This window comes from Acinetobacter sp. NIPH 817, from assembly GCF_000368405.1.
GTDB lineage: Bacteria > Pseudomonadota > Gammaproteobacteria > Pseudomonadales > Moraxellaceae > Acinetobacter.
Genome location: NZ_KB849419.1, coordinates 452,397 through 475,245 on the forward strand (window position 1 = coordinate 452,397; position 22,849 = coordinate 475,245).

17 protein-coding genes are annotated in these 22,849 nt (G+C 39.9%); 7 read left to right on the top strand and 10 right to left on the bottom strand.

The annotated features are described in order from the left end of the window. Positions 1-21 precede the first annotated feature (21 nt). The 4 genes from dnaJ to F968_RS03520 all read right to left on the bottom strand — a co-directional run bounded on the left by dnaJ (position 22) and on the right by F968_RS03520 (position 5,980). Positions 22-1,131, bottom strand: a complete 1,110-nt coding sequence (dnaJ, locus tag F968_RS03505) for a molecular chaperone DnaJ (protein WP_004790235.1) — start codon at positions 1,129-1,131, stop codon at positions 22-24. Positions 1,132-1,234: 103 nt separating this feature from the next. Continuing rightward, a complete protein-coding gene (locus F968_RS03510; RefSeq protein WP_004790237.1) occupies positions 1,235-1,612 on the bottom strand; it encodes a hypothetical protein in 378 nt (125 codons plus the stop codon). A 139-nt stretch (positions 1,613-1,751) separates the two neighbouring features. After that, positions 1,752-4,877: an efflux RND transporter permease subunit gene (locus F968_RS03515; protein WP_004790239.1), complete on the bottom strand. Its 3,126-nt coding sequence runs from the start codon at positions 4,875-4,877 to the stop codon at positions 1,752-1,754. After that, complete coding sequence (locus tag F968_RS03520) at positions 4,874-5,980, bottom strand: efflux RND transporter periplasmic adaptor subunit (RefSeq protein ID WP_004790242.1); 1,107 nt, start codon at positions 5,978-5,980, stop codon at positions 4,874-4,876. Before F968_RS03520 ends, F968_RS03515 begins: the two co-directional genes overlap by 4 nt. A 149-nt stretch (positions 5,981-6,129) precedes the next feature. Between F968_RS03520 and F968_RS03525 the strand changes: the two genes are divergently transcribed. From F968_RS03525 to F968_RS03540, 4 genes are all read left to right on the top strand, one after another. Continuing rightward, complete coding sequence (locus F968_RS03525; protein WP_034596129.1) at positions 6,130-6,753, top strand: TetR/AcrR family transcriptional regulator; 624 nt, start codon at positions 6,130-6,132, stop codon at positions 6,751-6,753. 171 nt (positions 6,754-6,924) lie between these two features. Continuing rightward, positions 6,925-9,609: a phosphoenolpyruvate carboxylase gene (gene ppc / locus F968_RS03530; RefSeq protein WP_004790246.1), complete on the top strand. Its 2,685-nt coding sequence runs from the start codon at positions 6,925-6,927 to the stop codon at positions 9,607-9,609. Positions 9,610-9,906: 297 nt separating this feature from the next. Continuing rightward, positions 9,907-11,202: a solute carrier family 23 protein gene (locus tag F968_RS03535; protein ID WP_004790247.1), complete on the top strand. Its 1,296-nt coding sequence runs from the start codon at positions 9,907-9,909 to the stop codon at positions 11,200-11,202. Between the two features lie 79 nt (positions 11,203-11,281). Next, positions 11,282-12,172, top strand: a complete 891-nt coding sequence (locus tag F968_RS03540; protein WP_004790249.1) for a LysR family transcriptional regulator — start codon at positions 11,282-11,284, stop codon at positions 12,170-12,172. A 9-nt stretch (positions 12,173-12,181) separates the two neighbouring features. Here F968_RS03540 and F968_RS03545 read toward each other — a convergent pair whose 3' ends face one another. From F968_RS03545 to ilvD, 3 genes are all read right to left on the bottom strand, one after another. Further along, positions 12,182-12,913 (bottom strand): sulfite exporter TauE/SafE family protein, encoded by a 732-nt coding sequence (locus tag F968_RS03545; RefSeq protein ID WP_004790251.1) that lies wholly within the window; start codon positions 12,911-12,913, stop codon positions 12,182-12,184. A gap of 78 nt (positions 12,914-12,991) precedes the next feature. Continuing rightward, the gene (locus F968_RS03550; RefSeq protein WP_004790253.1) at positions 12,992-14,281 is read right to left on the bottom strand and encodes a hypothetical protein; all 1,290 of its coding nucleotides are present in this window, start codon (positions 14,279-14,281) and stop codon (positions 12,992-12,994) included. Positions 14,282-14,603: 322 nt separating this feature from the next. After that, positions 14,604-16,433 (bottom strand): dihydroxy-acid dehydratase, encoded by a 1,830-nt coding sequence (gene ilvD, locus F968_RS03555; protein WP_034596113.1) that lies wholly within the window; start codon positions 16,431-16,433, stop codon positions 14,604-14,606. Positions 16,434-16,781: 348 nt separating this feature from the next. On the opposite strand from ilvD, the gene fmt reads away from it, so the two are divergent. Both fmt and rsmB read left to right on the top strand, forming a co-directional pair. After that, positions 16,782-17,744, top strand: coding sequence for a methionyl-tRNA formyltransferase (fmt, locus tag F968_RS03560; protein WP_004790257.1), 963 nt, complete (start codon positions 16,782-16,784; stop codon positions 17,742-17,744). Next, positions 17,741-19,045: a 16S rRNA (cytosine(967)-C(5))-methyltransferase RsmB gene (gene rsmB, locus F968_RS03565; RefSeq protein ID WP_004790259.1), complete on the top strand. Its 1,305-nt coding sequence runs from the start codon at positions 17,741-17,743 to the stop codon at positions 19,043-19,045. Before fmt ends, rsmB begins: the two co-directional genes overlap by 4 nt. A gap of 39 nt (positions 19,046-19,084) precedes the next feature. Here the strand turns inward: rsmB and F968_RS19540 are convergent, their stop codons facing one another. Next, on the bottom strand, positions 19,085-19,228 hold the full coding sequence (locus F968_RS19540; RefSeq protein ID WP_004790262.1) for a methionine/alanine import family NSS transporter small subunit: 144 nt from the start codon (positions 19,226-19,228) through the stop codon (positions 19,085-19,087). A gap of 12 nt (positions 19,229-19,240) precedes the next feature. Continuing rightward, entirely contained in the window at positions 19,241-20,719 is a 1,479-nt protein-coding gene (locus tag F968_RS03570; RefSeq protein ID WP_004790264.1) for a sodium-dependent transporter, read from the bottom strand. A 658-nt stretch (positions 20,720-21,377) separates the two neighbouring features. On the opposite strand from F968_RS03570, the gene F968_RS03575 reads away from it, so the two are divergent. Then, the gene (locus F968_RS03575) at positions 21,378-22,070 is read left to right on the top strand and encodes a TIGR04219 family outer membrane beta-barrel protein (protein WP_004790265.1); all 693 of its coding nucleotides are present in this window, start codon (positions 21,378-21,380) and stop codon (positions 22,068-22,070) included. 63 nt (positions 22,071-22,133) lie between these two features. Here F968_RS03575 and F968_RS03580 read toward each other — a convergent pair whose 3' ends face one another. After that, complete coding sequence (locus F968_RS03580; protein ID WP_004790266.1) at positions 22,134-22,730, bottom strand: glutathione S-transferase family protein; 597 nt, start codon at positions 22,728-22,730, stop codon at positions 22,134-22,136. Positions 22,731-22,849: the final 119 nt, after the last annotated feature.

Here is a 22,849-nt window from a genome sequence, read left to right on the forward strand (position 1 = left end):
AATTTCTTGTCTAATCAAGCATTAATCGAACAAACGATCAAAGAATGATTTTTTCTTCGGTGAAGAAGCACTGTCTTCGCCATCAAAAGAAGCTTGCAACTCTTTAAGTAATTCACGTTGGCGAGAATTTAGGTTGACTGGAGTCTCGACTACAATACGGCAGAGTAAATCACCCACCATGCTGCTACGTACTGGACGAACGCCTTTGCCACGTAAGCGGAATAATTTACCTGTTTGAGTTCCCTCAGGAATTTTCAGGCTAACACGGCCTTCCAGAGTTGGAATTTCAATTTCTTTACCAAGTGCAGCATCAGCAATGCTTACTGGTACATCCATATAAAGATCTGCACCGTCACGTTGGAAAATTTCGTGTTCACGAACTACAACTTCAACGTACAAGTCACCTGATTGGCCATCACGAATTGCTTCGCCTTTACCACTCAAACGAACGCGGTCACCATTATCTACACCCGCTGGAATTGTAACTTCCAACGTTTGCTGGCGATCAGCTACACCTGAACCATGACATGCCTGACAAGGGTTTTTAATAATTTTACCTTGGCCACGACAAGTACCACATGTTTGTTGTACAGAGAAGAAACCTTGCTGCATACGTACTTGTCCTGAACCATGACAAGTTTTACAGGTTTCAACATCTTTTGGATTTTTTGAACCTTTACCATCACACACATCACAAGGTGCTGGAGCAGTAAAGGTAATGGTTTTTTTCACCCCTTTTACAGCTTCTTCAAGGGTAAGTTCCATTACATAGCGTAGATCTGATCCGCGACGTTGACGCTGTTGACGCCCACCGCCACCGAATGCACCACCGAAGATATCACCGAACTGGCTGAAAATGTCTTCGGCACTAAATCCACCAAAGCCACCACCACCACCAAAGCCACCTTCGAACGCATTATGACCCATGCGATCGTACATGCTACGCTTTTCGCTGTCCGATAAAACTTCATAAGCTTCAGCAGCTTCTTTAAATTTTTCTTCAGCTTCGGCATTGTCAGGGTTTCTATCTGGATGATATTTCATCGCCAATTTACGGTAGGCTTTTTTGATCTCATCATCACTTGCGGTTTTTGAAACGCCTAAAACCTCATAATAATCACGTTTAGCCATTTTTGGCGGTGCTCCTCACGGAATTTTATCAATACTCTATTGCCGACTAAATGGGGGGCTTTAGCCGAATTTACAAGGGTAAAATGTTTAAAAAATAGATATATTAAAAAACTGCCTTATTTTTTAAATATTTAGACAAGCCTTTTAACCATGCATTTAATAGAAATAACCACGCAATAGCGCTAAATACCACACCCGCAACCGTAGAGGCGGTTACCCAAAGGTTACTGTCCCATGCAAAAAAGAAGAGCGGAATAAACCAGACCACAGCAAAAATTGCCATACAAAGAAATAGAATCCCGTTTCGCATAATCCATAGTGCATGCGCATGAATCCAAACTTCTGCATTATCTACAACCGCCACTTTACGAGCAACCAAATAAGCAAAGGCCGCAAAAATAACCGTAAACAATGCAAGAAACATGAACGCATAAGAAATTACTATATAACGGCGATGCTGTTCGATATGGTCTTGCCCCATCTGTATTTCACCTCAATTCACTGCACTTAGCCTATTTTTTATGCAGTGAAATAATCCTGTATTTTTTGTGTAAAGACAGGTGCTACTATATTGGAGTTTTCAATATTTCGCACCTTTATTCACAAAAAATTTATGTATTTTATGCGGTTTTTTTCACCTTAAACCATGCTGCGTAGAGCGCAGGTAAGAAAAATAATGTCAGTAAGGTGGCAACAATCAAGCCGCCCATGATCGCAACTGCCATTGGACCAAAGAAAATACTTCGTGAAAGTGGAATCATGGCCAAAACTGCGGCTAATGCAGTCAAAATAATCGGGCGGAATCGACGTACTGTCGCCTCGATAATCGCCTCCCACGTCGGATGCCCTGCTTGCCTGTCTTGTTCAATTTGATCAATTAAAATAAGCGAGTTACGCATGATCATGCCAGAGAGTGCAATTGTGCCCAACATGGCCACAAAGCCAAATGGTTTGTTAAATAGAAGTAAGAATAAAACCACCCCAATTAAACCAAGCGGAGCTGTTAATAACACAATAGTCGCACGGGATAAGCTTTTGAGCTGAATCATCAGTAATGTCATGACCACAGCCAAGAACAGTGGCATACCCGCATTAACAGAGTTTTGCCCACGTGCAGACTCTTCTACAGTTCCACCGACTTCAACAAGATAGCCACTTGGTAATTCAGCACGTAATTTATCCATTGATTCAGCTAATTCACCAACAACAGTCGCTGGCTGCAATTTGGTACGAATATCTGCACGCACAGTAATCGTTGGTAAGCGGTTACGATGCCAAATTAAACCATCTTCAAATTTATACTCAATTTTAGCGATTTGAGCTAAAGGCACAGTCGTTCCATTGGTTGTTGGCACGGCTAAACTTGCCAGTGAAGCTACTTCAACTCGCTCGCTCTGATCACCACGTAAACGGATTTCAATGAGTTCACGCTTTTCACGATATTGCTCAATCGCACTACCAGTAATTGATGCATTAATAAAGTTCGCTAAATCCAAACTAGAGACACCCATTTGTCGAGCGCGATCTTGGTCAATTTGAATTGAAATAATCTTACTCGGCTCACCCCAATCTAAATGCACATTGGTGGTATTCGGGTTTTCGCTAATCAGCTTAGCGACTTTCTGTGCTTCTTGACGGACCAGATTTTGATCTTCACCCGACACCCTATATTGCAATGGATAACCAACAGGAGGGCCATTCTCCAGTAATGACACGCGAGTACGAACTTGCGGAAGTAATTGCTTAATTTGTGTGTCTAACGAGCGTCGAATTTCATCACGATCATCCAGAGATGATGCGAGTACAACAAACTGCGCAAAGCTGGCTTGCGGTAATTGCTGGTCTAACGGTAAATAAAAACGTGGTGAACCTGTACCGACATATGCCACATAGTTATCAATACCTTTTTGTTTAGAAAGGAATTTTTCAACCTTTTTCACAGCTTGTTCTGTCGCTGTTAAGGAAGCGCCTTCTTCAAGTTTTAAATCGACTAAAATCTCGGCACGATTCGAAGGTGGGAAAAACTGCTGAGGCACTATCTTAAACATCAGCACAGATAGCACAAAAATACCCACCGTCGTCGCAATTACGGTTTTACGGTAAGTCACACAAAACTCGACCATCTTTCTAAAACGTAAATAGAAATTAGATTGATAAGGATCGTAGTGATGGTCCTGTGAAATGGCCACAGTTTGCGGTTGCGGTTTTTTAGTTAATCTCGCCCATAAACGAACATACCAAGGTGCCTGATGCCCTGTTTTAGTAAAATCGGGTAATAGCTTTTCGCCTAAATAAGGTACGAATAAAACTGCTGCAATCCAAGAGACTAATAAGGCAATCGTCACCACCTGAAAGATAGAGCGAGTGTATTCACCTGTACCAGACTGAGCGGTAGCGATCGGTAAGAAACCAGCCGCAGTAATCAGTGTTCCGGTGAGCATCGGAAATGCTGTTGTTTTCCACGCAAATCCGGCAGCTTTAATTCGGCTATAACCCTGCTCCATCTTAATTGCCATCATCTCGACGGCAATAATGGCGTCATCGACTAACAAACCTAGCGCCAGAATCAAGGCACCTAGTGAAATCTTATGCAGCCCAACATCGAATAGATTCATCCCCGCAAAGGTCATTGCTAAAACTAAAGGAATAGAAAAAGCGACAACCAATCCTGTACGGAAACCTAAAGAGAAAAAACTCACTAACAAGACAATAATAACTGCTTCAGCGAGTACCTTGATAAACTCATGAATACTGCGTTGTACCGCTACAGGTTGGTCAGAAACTTTTTGGAGCTTCATACCTAAAGGTAAAGTTTTTTGTAGTTGGGCAAATTCTGTGTCGAGATTTTTACCTAAGGCAATAATGTCACCGCCCTTACGCATTGATAAAGCAATACCAATCCCATTTTCACCCATGAAGCGCATGCGTGGCTGAGCAGGTTGACTAAAACCACGGTAGACATCAGCGACATCTCCGAGCTGAATGGTTTTATCACCTACCAGTAAAGGCATTTTCTTAATTTCATCAATGTTTTGTAAATGACCGCTTACCCGAATCTGGATGCGGTCTGTGCCTGTTTCAAAAAAACCTGCACTTGCCATACTGTTTTGCTTTTGTAAGGCATCTTGAATCGCTGTAACTGGAATACCAAGCTGTACCGCTTTGGTGTTAGAAATCTCAATCCAGATTTTTTGATCTTGCAGACCAATTAGTTCGACCTTACTGACATCCTTGACGCGTTGAAGCTGTAATTGCAAACGATCTGCATATTCCTTAAGAAGTGCGTAGTCAAAGTCTTTGCCTGTCAGTACATAAATATTGCCGTAAGTGTCTCCAAATTCGTCATTGAAAAATGGACCTTGTACCCCGTTTGGCAGTTCATGACGTATATCATTTACCTTTTTACGAACGTTGTACCAAACATCGGGAATCTTGTCAGAAGTCAGTGAATCCTTCGCCACAAAAGTGACCAACGACTCACCTGGACGGGAGTAAGCCATAATCTTGTCATACTGCCCTGTTGTCATGAGTTCCTTTTCGATACGGTCCGTAACTAAAGTAGAAACTTCTTTGGCAGTCGCCCCCGGCCAGTAGGTCTGCACCACCATGACCTTAAAGGTAAATGGTGGATCTTCACTTTGTGATAATTTTGAATAAGAGATTGCACCGATAATGCCAAGCAACAGCATAAAATAAAGGACAATGCCTTTATTATTTAATGCCCATTCCGAGAGATTGAATTTCATGGCTGGGTTGCTCCCTGAATTTTCACTCCACGATTTTCACGATCAATCGGATGAATCTTCTGTTTATCACGTAGCAAATGTACGCCGCCAATCACAACCCAATCATTTGGAGCCAATCCAGATAACACAGGTACACTATCTTTGCCATATGCACCAATCGTTACAGGTACTTTACGCAAAGTCTGGTTCGCATTAACCACCCACACATAAGGTTGATTATCTGTTGCTGAAACACTTGAAAGTGGCACACTCATCACATTGGTTTGAGTCGAGCTAAAAAATACACGTGCACTTTGTCCAAGCTGAATAGCAGATTGACCTTCTTTGAGTGCAACTTTCACTGTAAATGTACGGGACTGATCCGCCGCTGGGGAAACTTCACGCACATAACCAGCAAATCGGTCATTCGGTTTAGACCATAAAGTCACCCAAGCTGCTTGGCCAACCTTGATCTCGGAAACCGCTTGTTCTGGCACACCAATGACAACTTCACGCTCTCCATCAATGGCCAGTTGATAAGCCGCTTGGCCCGCAGCAACGACTTGTCCAATCTCAATGTTTCGTGCAGTAATCACCCCGTTTTTATTAGAAACGAGTTGGTTATAACCAGTTTGGTTTGCAGAAACTTCATAGTTAGAACGAGCTTGCTGTAGAGCCGCTTGCGCAGCGTCATATTGATTTTTTACCGTATCGAATTGCGAACGACTCACCGCATTAATCGGCAATAATTGCTGAAAACGTTTAAGTTCGTCTGCTGCTGTTTTTGCTGAAGCCTGTGCATTGTCCAGTTGGGCTTTAGCGGCATTTAATTGTAGCTGAGCATCTGCCACGTCAAGCTTTGCTAAAACTTGTCCGACTTTAACTCGATCTCCTACATCCACGTAACGTGCCGTAACCTGTCCACCGACCCGAAATGCTAAAGCTGTTTGCTGTCTAGCCTGCACATCCCCTGCATAGCTTTTTTGTTCATTGAGTGTGGTCAAGGGTTGGACCACCATCACATAGGGTATTTCTTCTGTTTTGGGAGCTTCTTTACTACACCCCATTAATGTGACCGTACAAACAATCACCATACTCATGATGAGAGGTTTTAACAGATTCATATCTTATCGCTCTTATTCAAACTGATTTTTTAAGGCACAATATGCTTTCATCATAAATTGTTTATTTTTTAATTAATATACCCATGGGTACATTAATTAAAGAAAAACTTATAAATTGCTATCTTTTTAAATTTTTATCAGAGGGTTTTGTGCAAACAGTTAATCAAAGTGGTCGCCCCAAAGATCTGGAAAAACGTGCTCGTATCTTACAAGCCGCGAAAGCTATTTTTTTAAAATCTGGCTATCACGGTACCAGCATGAACCAAATCGCACAGGAAGCAGAGGTCACTAAACTCACGGTTTATAACCACTTTCAAGACAAAGCAAACCTGTTTATCTGTGCGATTACAGAAACCTGTGAAGAGACACTGTGCACTAAACAATTTGAATTAGATGCATCAGCAGACTTTTATCAAGCACTCTTTATTGTTTGTTCAGGCGCCTTGCAGATTATTTACTCACCTGAAGCATTAAAGCTTGAACATGTATTATTTGAGCTCGCAGCAGAACAAAGTCCTCTCACTCTACAGTTTTTTGATGCTTCACATACACGACTGCAAAATCAGTTAACTGAGTTTTTGCAAAAAGCGGCTCAATTAGGTTTTATTCAAACCGATGACCCTAATTATCAAACCGAGCTTCTTTTGTCTTTATTGCTTGGCGTACGCCACCAGAAGGTTCTACTTAGAATTATTGCTGTACCAAATGCACAAGAGCTAGAAAAAATTATTAGAGATGCAATTCATTTATTTTTGCTCAAATATCGGAATTAAACCAAAGTCCGATTGCCAAAAGTTGCACTGAGTGCATGTCTACTTTTAAGACGCAATAAGCGAATTAAATGTTATTTTTTAAGCAAAAATTCACATTTTCTTACGCTCAAAGCTTGGAATGTTCGCTAATCGCGCTATATTCGATAAGAATAAGAACAGGAGAAAAATAGCATGGTTCAGCAAATCGATGCGCCACTGCGTGAGGACGTCCGCTTACTTGGCAACTTGTTAGGTGAAACCCTAAAACAACATGCAGGACAAGAACTGTTTAATCAGATCGAGCAAATCCGTGCTCTTGCCAAAGGTGCACGTGATGGTCAAGCTGAAGCCGAAAAGCAATTAGAACAATTATTTTTAGAATTGCCCGATGAAGAGCTACTTCCTCTTACCCGCGCTTTTTCTCATTTTTTAAATTTTGCTAATATTGCCGAGCAATATCATGTTGTTCGTAGCCGCAGACAGGCAGAGTTTGATTCGGAGGCTAATTCTCCGAACCCCCTTGTTCACTTATTTCAAAAATTTAAAGATAAAAGTATTTCGACAGAAAAACTGTTTCAGCAAATTTGTGATCTCAATATTGAGTTAGTACTTACGGCGCACCCAACCGAAGTCAGCCGTCGTACACTCATTCAAAAATATGATGATATCAATGCTTGTCTTTCTCAACTTGACCAGCAGAAACTTACTCCGCGCGAACGACAAAATGCACTTGCCAACTTAAAGCAACAAATTAGTTCGGCATGGCAAACAGATGAAATCAGACAGCATCGCCCGACTCCAGTCGATGAAGCAAAATGGGGCTTTGCCACAATTGAGCAAACACTTTGGAATGCTGTACCTAAATTTATTCGCGAATTAAATGAGTTGGTTCAAGATAATTGCCAACAAAACTTACCCCTTAACATTGCGCCTGTGCGCTTTGCTTCTTGGATGGGCGGAGACCGTGATGGCAACCCAAATGTTACTCATCAAATTACCCAAGAAGTACTGTGGTTATCACGCTGGCAAGCTGCCGACCTTTACCTAAGAGATATCGAAAACTTACGTTGGGAACTTTCAATCCAAACCTGTTCTGAAGAAATGATTCAGGCTATTGGTAACCAACATGCAGAACCTTATCGTGAATATTTACGTGCTACACGCGAACGTTTAAAAGCGACTCGCCACTGGTTAGCTCAACGCTTACAAGGTTTAGAAGCAGATGACAGCAATGTCATTAAAAGCAAAGACGAACTCTTACAACCGTTATTACTGTGCTATCGCTCTTTAATCGACAGTAACTTACCTGAAATTGCGAATGGTCAACTCCTCGACTTTATTTACCGTGTGAACTGTTTTGGTATTGAACTACTTAAACTCGACATTCGCCAAGAATCAGGTCGTCATCGTCAAGCGATTTCAGCAATTACCGAATATTTAGGTTTAGGTAATTTTGAATCGTGGACTGAACAAGCGCGCCAAAACTTCCTGATTCAGGAATTACAGAGCAAGCGCCCGCTTTTACCGAAATATATTAATGAACCTGAAGGCAGTTTGATTGGTCATCCAGATGTTCAAGAAGTATTTGCAACCATGCGTACTTTGGCAGACCAACCGCCAGAGTCTTTAGGGGCTTATATTATTTCGATGGCTGAATATCCAAGTGATGTTTTAGCTGTGTTGCTATTGCAAAAAGAAGCAGGTATTCAGCACCCTTTACGTGTAGTTCCTCTGTTTGAAACTTTAAAAGATTTAGATGGCGCTGCAACTACTATGAATACGCTGTTCAATATGCATTGGTATAAACAGCACATTCAGGGTAAACACGAAGTGATGATCGGTTACTCCGACTCTGCAAAAGATGCCGGTTTCATGTCAGCTAACTGGGCGCAATATCGTGCTCAAGAAGAGCTCACTGCAATTGCTCAAAAACACGGCGTACAGTTAACGCTATTCCATGGCCGTGGTGGTTCAATTAGTCGTGGTGGTGCTCCAACACAACAGGCACTATTTTCGCAGCCACCGGGTTCGATCTCTGGTGCAATCCGTGTCACAGAACAAGGTGAAATGATTCGCTTCAAGTTCGGTCTAGAAGGGATTGCTATGCAAAACCTTGAAATCTATACCGCCGCAACACTCGAAGCGACTTTATTACCACCACCAGAGCCTAAAGCCGAGTGGCGTGAAATCATGAACCGTATGACAGATCATTCTGTTAAGGTTTATCGCCAGACAGTGCGTGAAAATCCACATTTTGTGAAGTATTTACGGACCGTTACCCCTGAACTTGAATTACAAATGTTGCCATTAGGCTCACGTCCAGCAAAACGTAAAGTGAGTGGTGGTATTGAGTCGTTACGTGCGATTCCATGGGTATTTGCATGGACTCAAATCCGTTTGATGCTACCTGCATGGCTAGGTACTGGTGCAGCAATTAATGAAGTGATTGCCGATCAGCAAAAAGCAACGCTTGATGAAATGCTCCAGCAATGGCCTTATTTCCAGACGCTTATTGATATGCTGGAAATGGTATTGTCTAAATCCGACGCCAACATTGCACTCTATTACGAGTCTCATTTGACTGACGATGAAGATTTAAAAGTGCTCGGTAATCAATTACGTCAGCGCCTAAAAGATGCTGTTGAAACACTCCTTAAATTGAAAGATGAATCAAAGCTTCTTAGTAACAACGAAGTTCTTGATCAATCAATGCAGGTTCGTAAACCGTACTTACTTCCTTTGCATCTTTTACAGGCTGAACTCATGAAACGCCGCCGTGATTATCTTGCTGAGCGTCAGGCAGAGAACACACCTGTTGACCATGCACTTATGGTGAGTATTGCGGGTATTGCTGCTGGTTTACGTAATACGGGCTAAGCTAATTTTACCAATTGTTTAACAAAGCAGTGCATCTCGATGTGCTGCTTTTTACTTGCAAAATTCTCTATTTTTCTTAAATTTTCCTCGATTTTCTATTTTTTTGAATATTTTTTTAAAATCAAAAAATTAGTCTTTATTAGAAAAAAATAACTAATTCCTTATATTTAGAATTCATAAAATTATACCAATCGTTAAAAAATAATTATTTTTCACTAACATACTTCTCTCTAGAGATTAAATGCATTCTCAAGAAAGAGTATCATGGCACCAATTAAAGAATAATGAGCTTATTTTATGTCCAATTGGTTTCCAAAATGGCAGCCTTACCAAGGTGATATTGACCACCGACCGGTCTCTACCAACGAATATCTCCCTCCAGTTCAGAGTGCTATTTTAGGTATTCAACATGCATTTGCCATGTTTGGAGCAACTGTTTTAGCACCATTACTCATGGGCTTTAATCCTAACCTTGCCATTCTAATGTCTGGTATCTGTACCATCCTGTTCTTTTTAATTACGGGTGGTCGTGTTCCGAGTTACTTAGGCTCAAGTTTTGCATTTATTGGTGTGGTTGCAGCAGCAACTGGACATATTACAGGTTCAGGTGCCAATCCAAACCTTTCGATGGCTTTAGGTGGAATCGTAGCATGTGGTGTGTTTTATGCCATTATCGGTTTTATTGTGATGCTTACGGGTACACGCTGGATTGAAAAACTCATGCCGCCTGTGGTGACTGGCGCCATTGTGATGATTATTGGTCTAAACCTCGCACCCGTTACCATTAAAGGTGTTGCAGGCCAACCATTTGAAATGTGGATGGCCTTAATTACCGTACTTTGTATGGGTAGTATTGCAGTCTTTACGCGTGGCTTATTGCAACGTCTGCTTCTATTGGTCGGTTTAATTTTGGCTTATGCAATTTACGCTATCACCACCAATGGGCTAGGTTTTGGTAAACCAATTGATTTTAGTCAAATCTCACAGGCTGCATGGTTCGGTATTCCAAGCTTTTCACATCCTACTTTTGATACTAAGGCTATGCTAATTATTGCGCCAGTTGCATTAATTTTAGTGGCAGAAAACTTAGGCCATATTAAAGCTGTTGGTGCAATGACTGGCGAAAACCTGACACCACAATTAGGCAAAGCATTTGTTGCAGATGGTTTGGCAACGACACTTTCTGGTAGTGTTGGGGCGCCGGGGATGACCACTTATGGTGAAAACATTGGGGTCATGGCAGTCACTCGTGTGTACTCAACCATTGTATTTGTGATTGCTGGTGTCTTTGCTATTTTCTTGGGTCTATCTCCAAAATTTGGTGCGGTAATTAGTACGATTCCAAGTGCTGTCTTAACAGGCGCGTCTATTGTCGTGTTTGGTTTAATTACCATTGCCGGTGCAAAAATCTGGATTGAAAACAAAGTTGATTTTTCTAACAATAAAAATCTGATTGTTGCTTCAGTAACAATTATTTTGGGTGCCGGAAATTTTGAATTAATGTTTGGTAATTTCAATTTAGGTGGTATTGGTACCGCAACATTTGCAGCCATTATTCTAAATTGGTTGTTTAGTTTAAAAGATAAAACCTAAGTTCAAAAAGGCAGCGTAAGCTGCCTTTTTTCATTACGATTTAGTATGATGAATTTTTGCGTTTCAATACGTTCCTATCATGCGTTTTGATTTTTTTGATTTACAGTTGGTTCTTCATATTGTCTCGACTGGTAGCCTAACCAAAGGTGCAGACCGCTCTGCTATTTCACTTCAAGCAGCGAGCGAGCGTATAAAAAAACTCGAACAATATTTTGAGACACCCTTATTTATTCGCCAAACCACTGGGGTAGAACTCACCACAGCTGGACATGCTTTTGTAGAACATGCCCGTCAGCTTTTAGTACAAAAAGATCAACTCGAACAAGAAATGCAGCGGTTTAGGCACCCTACCACAGAGGCATTAACGCTTTGGTGTAACTCTTCTGCTCAAAGTGAATATTTGCCTACGTTATTACCGCAATATCTGGTGCTTCATCCAGAAATGAATATTGATTTACATGAGGCAGAAAGCTCAGAAATTGTAGATGCATTAACCCAAGGAATTGCGAGTCTAGGTCTAGTCTCAAGCTTTTTTGATACCCGACATTTGCAAACTAAGGAATTTGCGAGTGATTCGTTAGTTTTGATTTGCCCTACTACCCACAATTTAGCTCAATACCAAGAGCTGAATTTGGTAGAGGCTTTAAGCTATGGTTTTATTGGTCTTAAACCCCACCACTCTTTGCAACAGTCCATTGAAACTCAAGCTAAGCTATTAGGCTTTAACATACAGTACCGTTTGCGCCTACCTAACTTTAGTGCAATTGCTGAGGTTGTCGCCAAAGGTGTGGGAATTGCGATTATGCCAGCTCGTGCGGCACAGCGTTTGCAATCGGATTATGATTTTCATTCCATTCAACTGCTAGGTGCATGGGCAAATCGTAAACTACTTTTAGCCGCACAAAATTTCAATCAGCTGCCTAACAGTTACCAACAATTTGCAGATTTTTTATTACAGCATCGCCCTTAAACACTTGGCTTAGTGCAAAACCATATAAAGCCCTAATGACACCAAACCTATAAAAAAGATACGACGAAATAATTGCTCGTTGAGTCGATAGCGAATTTTTTTACCTAACCACATTCCAACGAGTGCAGCCACCAACGCAGCAAAAGATAAACGATAGTCCAGTGTTATTCCTGACATCGGGTTGTGATGTAAAAACACCGCAAGACAAATGGTAGACACCGTAAAAGTCAGTCCGAGAGCTTGTACCAGCTCATCACGTTTTAAATGTAAAGACTGCAAATAAGGAACTATCGGAATAATAATAACGCCTGTTGCTACGGTCACTGCCCCACCAATATAACCAATAATCGGCGATAGCCAACGCTCATGCTTCCCTAAGTGCGGAAGCTTTTTGACACATAGTCCATAAAGCCCATATAAGGCCAACATACAGCCTAATAAAATTTCACTACTCTGCCCATGGCTTTGACTTAAAGTCGGTAGAAAACTCCATATTGAACCGACTACAATGCCTACGAGTAAGGTCCAGAAACGGCGAATGAAAGCCCAGACATGTCCTTCAGCAAAAAGCTGCCAAACATTGGTGACCATTGAAGGAACAATGAGTAAAGAGGCTGCTTGAAAAGGACTCATTGCGATGGTGAGTAAGCCCATCGATACTGCGGGCAACCCTAGACCGATCATGCCTTTAATCATGCCAGCAAAGGCAAACACCACCATAATAATTGCTAGAAATGTCACTGTTTATCTCCGATTCCTTACAAGGTTATGCTACGGAAAAAACAGGCTTTGCCCTATTCTTGTTTTTAGGAGTAGGCCTCAATTAGAAGTTGAGGCCGTTTTGTATTTTTCTTCTAAAACATTACTAAAAATACTTTCAATCATCCAAACTCGGTACAAGCTATTAAATACATAACTTTGCCCATCAATACGCAACTCTAGAACTGGTAAATCAGGCTGATGCTTATCTTTGCAAAAAGCATCATTTTGTGCCAGAACAGCTGGCACATCCTGCTCGGTTAACTGCTCAATTCCCAGCTGCTGCTGTAATTCTTGGAAATGCTTTTGGAAAGATAAATCTTTGCCTTTTGTCCAAACCGCTTGCAAAATCGTAAAAATCGTATCGATTTGCTGATTTTCCTGCACACTATAAAAAAGCTTTGCCATTTCAAGCGTACTTTCTTCTGTAGGGCGGCAAAAAGGAGTAAAAGCGACGTCTGTTCGTTTAGAGACACGGGTTGCCAAACTCCAGTCAAACCAGTCTCGACCTTGATAACTCAAAGGATAAACTTTTAATTGAATGTCGTAATAATCAGCCAGTTCTTCCTTAATATAAGCAAGCAACAGCCAGCTCATTGGATCTTCTAAAGCAATATATATATCGAGTTCAGGACGAAGTGTCTGAATTTCGGTAAGTGCCTCAGCATCATTAATTAAATGCTCACGCCATTCGATATGATTAATTAAAAAGATCGGATTACCAGTCAGTAACTTTTGCTGCTTTAGACGACGAGTTAAACGTAATAAATCATCTACTGCATGATATTTACGTCCACCAAACTCAAAGTAAGCTGCTGGTACAGGCTCATCCGTAAAAATACGTTCTGAAAAATGTTGAGGAAGCTGATGTTTAACTGCCATGGCATGTAAAGTACGTAGCTTTCCGTATTGCTGCTGCCAAAGCATGTGAAAAATATCTTCAAGTAAATGTAAGAAATTCTGACCTTGTAATGGAGTTCTTTTTAATATGACAGCGGCTTGTTTTAAAGATTCTTGGCTTGGGATTTCTGGAAATTCATCAAAAGCAAAACGGTGTTGTTTGGCTAATATTTTGGCATCATTCAGACAATAATTTTGCCACTCTGTATGTGACATACCATTCGGAGGTTCAGAAGCCGTATGAGAAATAATAATTTTTAAAGGCTTAAGTTCATCACTTAAAATCTCATCGAGCTGAGATAGTTGCTGAACAGCTAAATAGCTATACACATCATCAAGTCGTAAATAAATACTTAAACCATTTTCCGTGGGTAACACCGCTTGACGTGAAGGTTTTTGGTAGAACCAACTCGATCGGATAGGGTCAAACCAACGGCGTAGCAGTGACATGAGAGTAGAGCCTCTAAAAAATAATCCTAAGCAAGACCAAAAAACTGCTTTGATCGCAGTACTAAGTGCCGCAGAAACTTCATATACAAAATGTTGTTGAAGAGCTCTGCTTACGCAAAACAAAAATCGTGTTATTGCATGTATTTCTGCATCGGTGAAGATTTTATCATCATTTTATGGCAAACCCATAGAATGACTTGCAAGACCTTCATCTACAAGCCTATTTTTTCCAACAGATGTAAAAAATGCACCCATCAGCATGATAATAATTAATCATGCAAATGGATGCATAGTTTCTATTCAATTAATAAAATTGAATATTTTATAGAACGCGTACAGCTCCTTTCGCTGCACTTGTTGTATGCATTGCATAAACTTTTAACGCTTTTGATACCTTACGTTTACGTTCTTCTTTCGGATGCCAGCCTTTCGCTTCTTGAACTGTACGACGGTGCGCCATAGTCGCATCATCAACGTTTAAGTGAATAGTACGGTTCGGAATATCGATTTCAATGGTATCGCCATCTTCTACCAAACCAATTGCACCACCTTCAGCAGCTTCTGGCGAAACATGTCCAATTGAAAGACCTGATGAACCCCCAGAGAAACGACCATCTGTCACCAATGCGCAGTCTTTTCCTAAACCTTTCGATTTAAGGTAGCTGGTTGGGTAAAGCATTTCTTGCATACCCGGACCGCCACGTGGGCCTTCATAACGAATCACAACAACATCACCAGCCTTAATGTCATGACCCAAGATTGCATCTACAGCGGCATCTTGGCTCTCAAATACACGCGCTGTGCCCGTAAATTTCAAGATCGATTCATCTACACCCGCAGTTTTCACGATACAACCATCAAGCGCGATGTTGCCGTATAGAACTGCTAAACCACCATCTTTAGAGAAAGCATGTTCTGCATTACGGATAACGCCTTTTTCACGGTCGCCATCTAATGTTGAATAATAACGATTTTGCGAGAAGGCAACTTGAGTTGGAACACCACCTGGAGATGAGCGATAGAACTCATATACATCTGCATCTTCAGTACGGATAATATCCCACTTATCTAATGCATCTTTTAAAGTTTTCTCATGTACGGTTGGTAGTGATACATCAAGTAAGTTCGCACGATCAAGCTCACCCAAAATGGCCATAATACCACCTGCACGGTGTACATCTTCCATATGAACGTCTTGTTTTGCAGGCGCTACTTTAGACAACACAGGCACTCGACGTGATAATTCATCAATATCGTCCATGGTAAAATCAACTTCTGCTTCACTCGCAGCAGCTAATAAATGTAGAACCGTATTGGTTGAACCACCCATTGCAATATCAAGCGTCATTGCATTTTTAAATGCAGCCTTTGTTGCAATTGAACGCGGTAAAATACTTGCGTCGTTTTGTTCATAATAGCGTTTAGCCAATTCAACAATAAGCTGACCCGCTTTTAGGAATAATTTTTTACGATTCGCATGAGTTGCAACAATCGAACCATTGCCCGGTAAAGATAAACCCAAAGCTTCTGTTAAACAGTTCATTGAGTTTGCAGTGAACATACCTGAACATGAACCACATGTTGGACATGCTGAACGTTCAAATTCCGCTACTTCTTCATCTGTATAACTTTCATCAGCCGCAACAACCATTGCATCAACAAGGTCAATCGCTTTTTCATCACCGCGGAACTTAACCTTACCAGCTTCCATTGGTCCGCCAGACACGAAAACAACAGGAATATTCAGACGCATCGCAGCCATGAGCATTCCCGGAGTAATCTTGTCACAGTTTGAAATACACACCATGGCATCTGCACAGTGTGCATTCACCATATATTCAACTGAGTCAGCAATCAAATCACGTGATGGTAGTGAATAAAGCATGCCGTCATGCCCCATTGCGATCCCGTCATCTACTGCGATCGTATTGAACTCTTTAGCAACACCACCTGCTGCCTGAATTTCTGCTGCGACTAGTTGCCCTAAATCTTTAAGGTGTACATGGCCCGGAACAAATTGAGTAAATGAGTTGACCACCGCAATAATCGGTTTGCCGAAATCCTCATCTTTCATTCCTGTTGCACGCCATAAGCCACGTGCGCCAGCCATATTTCTTCCGTGTGTCGATGTTTTTGAACGATAGTCAGGCATTAGTGTTTCCAACAAGTTGTGCTTGAGCGGAATTTCTCCCACTCTGGCTGAATGATACTGATATAGCGTTAGATCAGTCGGAATATTGACTCATCATCATAATTTGATCATTCTCCATTCTATAGAAGCAAATAATATTCGGAAAGCCAAGAACCGTAATAGTCAGTCAATATTTAGCAAAACTTACATGAATAATTTTTTATTTTTTCATAACCTTTTTTTATCAATAAAAGTTTTTCAATAATTTTTTGTTCACTATTTAAAAATCAAATCTCTCAATAGCTGTGAGTTTAGGGCTTCAAACGTTTTTCACGTATACTACCCATAAACTCTTTTTGGATTGCATTTGTGAAAATTATTTTTGCTGGCACCCCCGAATTTGCTGCAACAGCATTGGCGGCATTATTAAAAACTTCCCATGAAATTATCGCCGTTTATACTCAGCCGGATCGTAAAGCAGGCCGTGGACAAAAACTAACGCCATCCCCTGTAAAACAGCTTGCGCTTGAACATGGTATCCCTGTTTATCAACCACTTCATTTTAAAGCATCTATAGAAGAAGGGCTCGCAGCCCAACAAGAACTTGCAGCTTTAGGTGCCGATGTGATGGTCGTTGCAGCCTATGGCTTGATTCTTCCACAAGCTGTGCTTGATACACCTAAATATGGCTGTTTAAATATTCATGGTTCACTATTACCACGTTGGCGCGGTGCAGCACCAATTCAGCGTGCGATTGCAACAGGTGATGAAGAAACCGGAATCACAATCATGCAAATGGCTGCTGGTTTAGATACGGGCGATATGATGTATAAAACCTATTGCCCAATCACTAACGAAGATACATCAGCGACTTTACACGACAAACTCGCAGCTCAAGGTGCAACGGCAATTTGTGCGGTACTCGAGTCGGAAGAAACACTACAAAAATATTTAGCAGAACGCGAAGTTCAAGACGAAAGCTTAACGGTCTATGCACATAAATTAGTGAAATCAGAAGCTCGTATTGACTGGTCAACTGAAGCTGTGCAAATTGACCGAAATATCCGTGCATTTAATCCTTGGCCCGTCGCTTTTGTTCAACTAGATGAAAATAGTGCTTTGCGTGTTTGGAATTCAACAATTTCTAGTCAAAGCAAAGCAAATGCTCAAGCTGGTGAAATTATTGCAATCGATAAACAAGGCGTACACGTTGCTTGTGGTCAAAACTCTTTTATTTGTCTGACCAGTGTGCAATGGCCAGGCGGTAAAGCAATGAATGCTCAACAAATTGCACAAACTCAAAAACTTCACGTAGGACAAATTCTACCATGAGTCAGGTTTCATCAAATTCGTCACGATTTAACTTACGTGCTCAAGTCGTTCAGACGTTATTAAAAGTTCAGCAAGGGCAATCACTTGCTAGTATTTTAAATACACAGCTGAATCAAGTTGCAGAACGTGATCGCGCACTATTTCATGAACTTGTTCTAGGTACGCTACGCCAATGGTTTGCTCTTAAATCAATTAGCCTACCTTTACTCAGTAAACCTTTAAATAATGAAACTGTTGAAACCTGTCTGTATGTTGGGCTTTATCAAGTTTTATGCACGCGTATTGCAGCGCATGCTGCTATTTCAGAAACAGTAGATGCCACCAAACAACTTGGATTTCCTGCACTCGGCGGTATTGTGAATGCTATTTTGCGTCGAGCTACTCGTGAAACTGATGACTTTCAGCAAGGTCTACAGCAAGCGCATGGCTTACCAAGTTGGCTTTTCAAAAGGTTAAAAAAGGATTGGGGAGAACAAACTGAATCTCTTTGCCAATCATTAAAACAAGTCGCACCTTTAACCTTACGAGTTAACCAACGTCATATTGGCCGTGATGCTTATTTAGCAAAACTACAAAGTCTAGATATTCAGGCACGTGCATGTACTCTGTCTGAAGTAGGTATTGTTCTTGAACAATCTGTACAAATTACCCAGCTTCCCGGCTTTGAAGAGGGATGGTTTTCTGTACAAGATGAACATGCCCAGCTATGTGCAACATTATTGCCAGATCTAAATAATAAAATGGTAATTGATGCCTGTGCAGCCCCTGGTGGAAAAACAGCTCATTTACTCGAAAAGTTTAAACCGGCTAAACTCATTGCTATTGACCAAGATTCTAATCGTTTAATCCGTGTAACTGAGAATTTAAACCGCTTAGCACTTGATCAAAGTCAAACAGAAATTTTGGCAGCCGATGCAACCGAGTGGACTCCGACTGAACCAGTAGATTGTATTGTGCTTGATGCACCTTGCTCCGCTACAGGCGTTATTCGTCGTCATCCTGATATACGTTTATTGCGCCAATCTAGCGATATAGCTCAAACGATCCAACTGCAAAAGCAAATTTTGGAACACATGTGGCAACAGCTTAATGTTGGAGGCACATTGCTTTATATTACCTGTTCAGTTTTAAAAGCTGAAAATGAACATCAAATGATAAATTTCTTTGCAGAACATACTGATGCGAAAGAAGTTAAAATTGAAGCGAATTGGGGACTTGAACAAATTCATGGCCGACAATTATTACCGCAAGCACAATCAGGCGATGGATTTTATTATTGTAAAATTCAAAAAATTGCATAAAAAAAGCAGGCTTTAAGCCTGCTTTTTATTAGATCAGCATCAAAGCGTGTGCTGATCTTTTACATCTTCTAAAACGTCATCTAACTCTTCAGGATGTTTCGATAAATGTAGAATGGATAAAGCCAATCCACCCCATAAAAACACCATCGAAATCACCATCATCACGATTGCCGAAGTATTCATTATTTTATCCTCCTAGCGATCTTTCATTTTGCTTAACACGATTGCAACGACCGCACAGAAAATCACACTGCCCCAGCCGAATACACCTTGTAAGCTCATACTATAAGTATCATAGCCATTTTTGATCAAATTAAAAACAGTCATACTGAGTGTAGTTAACAAGATTAAAGATGTAATGACTGTTAAAGTGAAATCCCATCCCTTACCTAATTGAATAGTAGAGATGCGATTTACGTGATCACGAAGTTCTTTAAGAGCAGAACGTTTAAACCAAGTAATGGCAATAATAGAAATTAAAGCACCACCAATAATACCGATGTTATTGATAAAGTGGTCAACAATATCAACTAGTTTAATTGCGTTTACACTTGAGAATAAAATAATTGATACAAGCGCACTTCCACCACCAATAATGGTTACAGCTTTTTTACGGCCCCATTTCAATTTATCTTGCATTGCAGCAATAGGCACTTCCAAAATACTGACCATCGAAGAAATACCTGCGACGAAAAGTGAAGAGAAGAATAAGAAACCAAATAAATCAGCACCTGTACCTAAACTTGAAATAATTTTAGGGAATGCAATAAATGCTAATCCAATTCCGCCACTTACGACATCTTTAACTTCAGTACCCGCGGCATGTGCCATAAAGCCAAGCGCAGCAAAAATACCAATCCCTGCCAAAATCTCAGTTGATGCATTTGCAAAACCAACGATTAAGCCAGAACCTGTTAAATTCGTTTTTGGTTTTAAATAAGATGCATATGTCACCATGATCCCGAAACCAACAGATAATGAAAAGAAGGTATGACCATAAGCGGCTAACCATACTTTATAGTCCATCATTGCTGACCAGTTTGGCGTAAAGAATGCATTCAAACCTTGAGCAGCACCCGGCAAACGCAATGACTGAATCACCAAAATAGTGAATAGAATGAACAATAATGGCATGAAAATTTTATTGGATAATTCCACACCCTTTTTCACTCCACCATAAAGAATGATTAAAGTAAGTGCCCAAATTCCAATAATCGGCCAGAATAAATGACTTACAAACTGTAAATCAAAGCCAGTTGCTTTTGAGGTTTGCAAATAAGTATTAAAGAAGAAACCTTCTGGATCACTTCCCCACATTTGACCAATAGAGAAGTAAACATAACTACCAGCCCAAGTGAGCACACTTGCATAGTACAAACCAATAATGATACAGACACAAACCTGCCACCAACCTAATGTTTCCCCGCCTTTAAATAAGGCACGATATGCTTTAGGAGGTGAACCAGTACTACGATGCCCTACCGCATAATCTAAAAATAGTAACGGTAAACCAGCAGTAATGAGTGCTAGTAGATAGGGAATAAGAAACGCACCACCACCATTTTCATAAGCAACGTATGGAAAGCGCCAAATATTACCTAAACCTACAGCCGAGCCAACGGCTGCAATAATAAAACCAGATCGTGACGTCCAGTTTTCACGAGAATCTGTCATAGAACACCTAATGTTAAAAGATTACTTATTTTTACTGCTATTGTTGATTGTTATTCCGCATGCAAAAAAAGAACCAAAAAATACTTTTGTGTTTGTAGAAAATAAAATGAACCTTTTGAGTATTTTTATTCCCTTAACAAACAAGCAAAAATAGAAAATTCTTCCTTAAAGATTTTTGTCCATTTTTTGCCCCTATATAGCTGAACAATACCTGTTTTTATTTCTTTTTACTGTAATTTCCGTCAGAAATTTTACGAATTTTCTGAATTTTTTTCACAATTGGTTATTTTTCAGCTGATATTTACGTTCTACTACTTGTAGATCAATATTTTTATTTAATGACTTTTTCTTCCAACTCTTAAAAAAGCTTCCTTAATTACTCTACTTCTCCACTAATTTATTCATACCTCTCTGATTTTTCAAATTAGACTTAATACCCTCATATAATTAAATGACAAAATTTATACTAAAATTTTTAGCTAATCAGAATCTCCCAAATTAAAAATCTAATAATAATCATTTGAAATAAATAAACTTTTTCTCTATATAAAAATTTATTCCTATTATACGTACCAGATCTTTATTTTTTATCAATGCATCGGTAGCAAGATGTCTATATGATGCGCTCAAAGATTTCTTTTATACGCGGATGTTCAAAATGAAAATATTAAAAATATCTCTATTAACGCTCGGGATGGGCTTAAGTGGCCTTGCTCAAGCAGACTTTGTTGGAGTAAAAGGAGATGTCGGCTACTGGTTTTATGATGGTAATGCGAATATGTCATCTCAATTTCCTGATAATCAAGATCTTGATCAGAAAGGTAGTGCTCAACTCTCATTAGCAATAGAACACCCAATCCCATTTATTCCAAATGCAAAAATTCGTTACGTAAATTTAGATACTCAAACTAAATCGGAAACTTTGGGTCAAGCCAACTATAAAGTTGATTTGGATCATAGCGATTTTATCCTTTACTATGAGTTACTAGACAATATTGTGAGTGTAGATGCTGGACTTGGTGCAACTGTACTAAATGGTGATATTACTGCTTATACAGGTAAACGCGTGGATATTGATAAAACATATCCTATTGCTTATTTATCCGGTGAAGTTAAACTTCCATTTACAGGCTTAAGTGCTAAAGGTGAAGCAACCTATACAAACTTTGATGATGCACGAATCACAGATGCATTAGCAGAAGTAAAATATAAATTTGCAGATAATTTACTCATTGATCTGGGTTTAACAGCAGGATATCGCGTACTCAACATTGATTTAGATGACTACGATAATAATGATCTTAAGTTTGAATTTAAGGGTCCGTATATCGGTTTAGAAGCCCATTTCTAACTTGGCACGGATTTGAAGTTTCCTTCCTATATAAAAAAGGACTCTTATAAAGTCCTTTTTTTATTAGCCCATGCCTACATAACCTGAATATTTTCGAATTCTTTGGCACCACGCTTGAATATTTGGATATAGCTCCAAATCAAAACCACCTTCCTCCGCAACATGCGTATATGCATATAAGGCAATATCAGCAATAGTTAATTGACTTCCAACAAGATAGTCATGCTTTACTAAAGCTTTATCCATAATAGATAGTGCTTTATGGCCTTTCGGTTGTAAATTATGATATTCCTCTATTCTTTCTGGTGGTAATCCTAAATATTTATTAATAAAACGAGCAACTGCAATAAATGGTTCATGACTATACTGTTCAAAGAACATCCACTGATACATTTTTGCTTTCGTATAGGAATCTGTAGCAATAAACTCTGTTCCCTCCGCCAGATAACCTAAAATAGCGTTAGATTCACTTAAAACACGACCATCATCTAGAACCAGTACAGGTATTTTTCCATTAGGATTTAAGAATAAAAAATCTGCTGTTTGAGTGTCTTTTTTTAAAATATCAATATGGACCCATCTATGTTTAATATTTAATAAGGAAAGTAATAGTTTAACCTTATAACAATTACCTGAACCTACATCACCATAAATTATCATAGATGCTTTTCCCTTGTTATTCATATTTAAGTATGTGATTTTCTTATTATTTATAGCATGAATCTTTCATAATATTTTCAGTTTTATTTTTTCTCATTTAATTTCCCATAAGGAAACAC

Coding starts and splice junctions, on each gene's coding strand:
- dnaJ (WP_004790235.1), bottom strand. CDS start 1,131: ATGGCTAAACGTGATTATTATGAGGTTTTAGGCGTTTCAAAAACCGCA.
- F968_RS03510 (WP_004790237.1), bottom strand. CDS start 1,612: ATGGGGCAAGACCATATCGAACAGCATCGCCGTTATATAGTAATTTCT.
- F968_RS03515 (WP_004790239.1), bottom strand. CDS start 4,877: ATGAAATTCAATCTCTCGGAATGGGCATTAAATAATAAAGGCATTGTC.
- F968_RS03520 (WP_004790242.1), bottom strand. CDS start 5,980: ATGAATCTGTTAAAACCTCTCATCATGAGTATGGTGATTGTTTGTACG.
- ppc (WP_004790246.1), top strand. CDS start 6,925: ATGGTTCAGCAAATCGATGCGCCACTGCGTGAGGACGTCCGCTTACTT.
- F968_RS03535 (WP_004790247.1), top strand. CDS start 9,907: ATGTCCAATTGGTTTCCAAAATGGCAGCCTTACCAAGGTGATATTGAC.
- F968_RS03540 (WP_004790249.1), top strand. CDS start 11,282: ATGCGTTTTGATTTTTTTGATTTACAGTTGGTTCTTCATATTGTCTCG.
- F968_RS03550 (WP_004790253.1), bottom strand. CDS start 14,281: ATGTCACTGCTACGCCGTTGGTTTGACCCTATCCGATCGAGTTGGTTC.
- ilvD (WP_034596113.1), bottom strand. CDS start 16,433: ATGCCTGACTATCGTTCAAAAACATCGACACACGGAAGAAATATGGCT.
- rsmB (WP_004790259.1), top strand. CDS start 17,741: ATGAGTCAGGTTTCATCAAATTCGTCACGATTTAACTTACGTGCTCAA.
- F968_RS19540 (WP_004790262.1), bottom strand. CDS start 19,228: ATGAATACTTCGGCAATCGTGATGATGGTGATTTCGATGGTGTTTTTA.
- F968_RS03570 (WP_004790264.1), bottom strand. CDS start 20,719: ATGACAGATTCTCGTGAAAACTGGACGTCACGATCTGGTTTTATTATT.
- F968_RS03575 (WP_004790265.1), top strand. CDS start 21,378: ATGAAAATATTAAAAATATCTCTATTAACGCTCGGGATGGGCTTAAGT.
- F968_RS03580 (WP_004790266.1), bottom strand. CDS start 22,730: ATGATAATTTATGGTGATGTAGGTTCAGGTAATTGTTATAAGGTTAAA.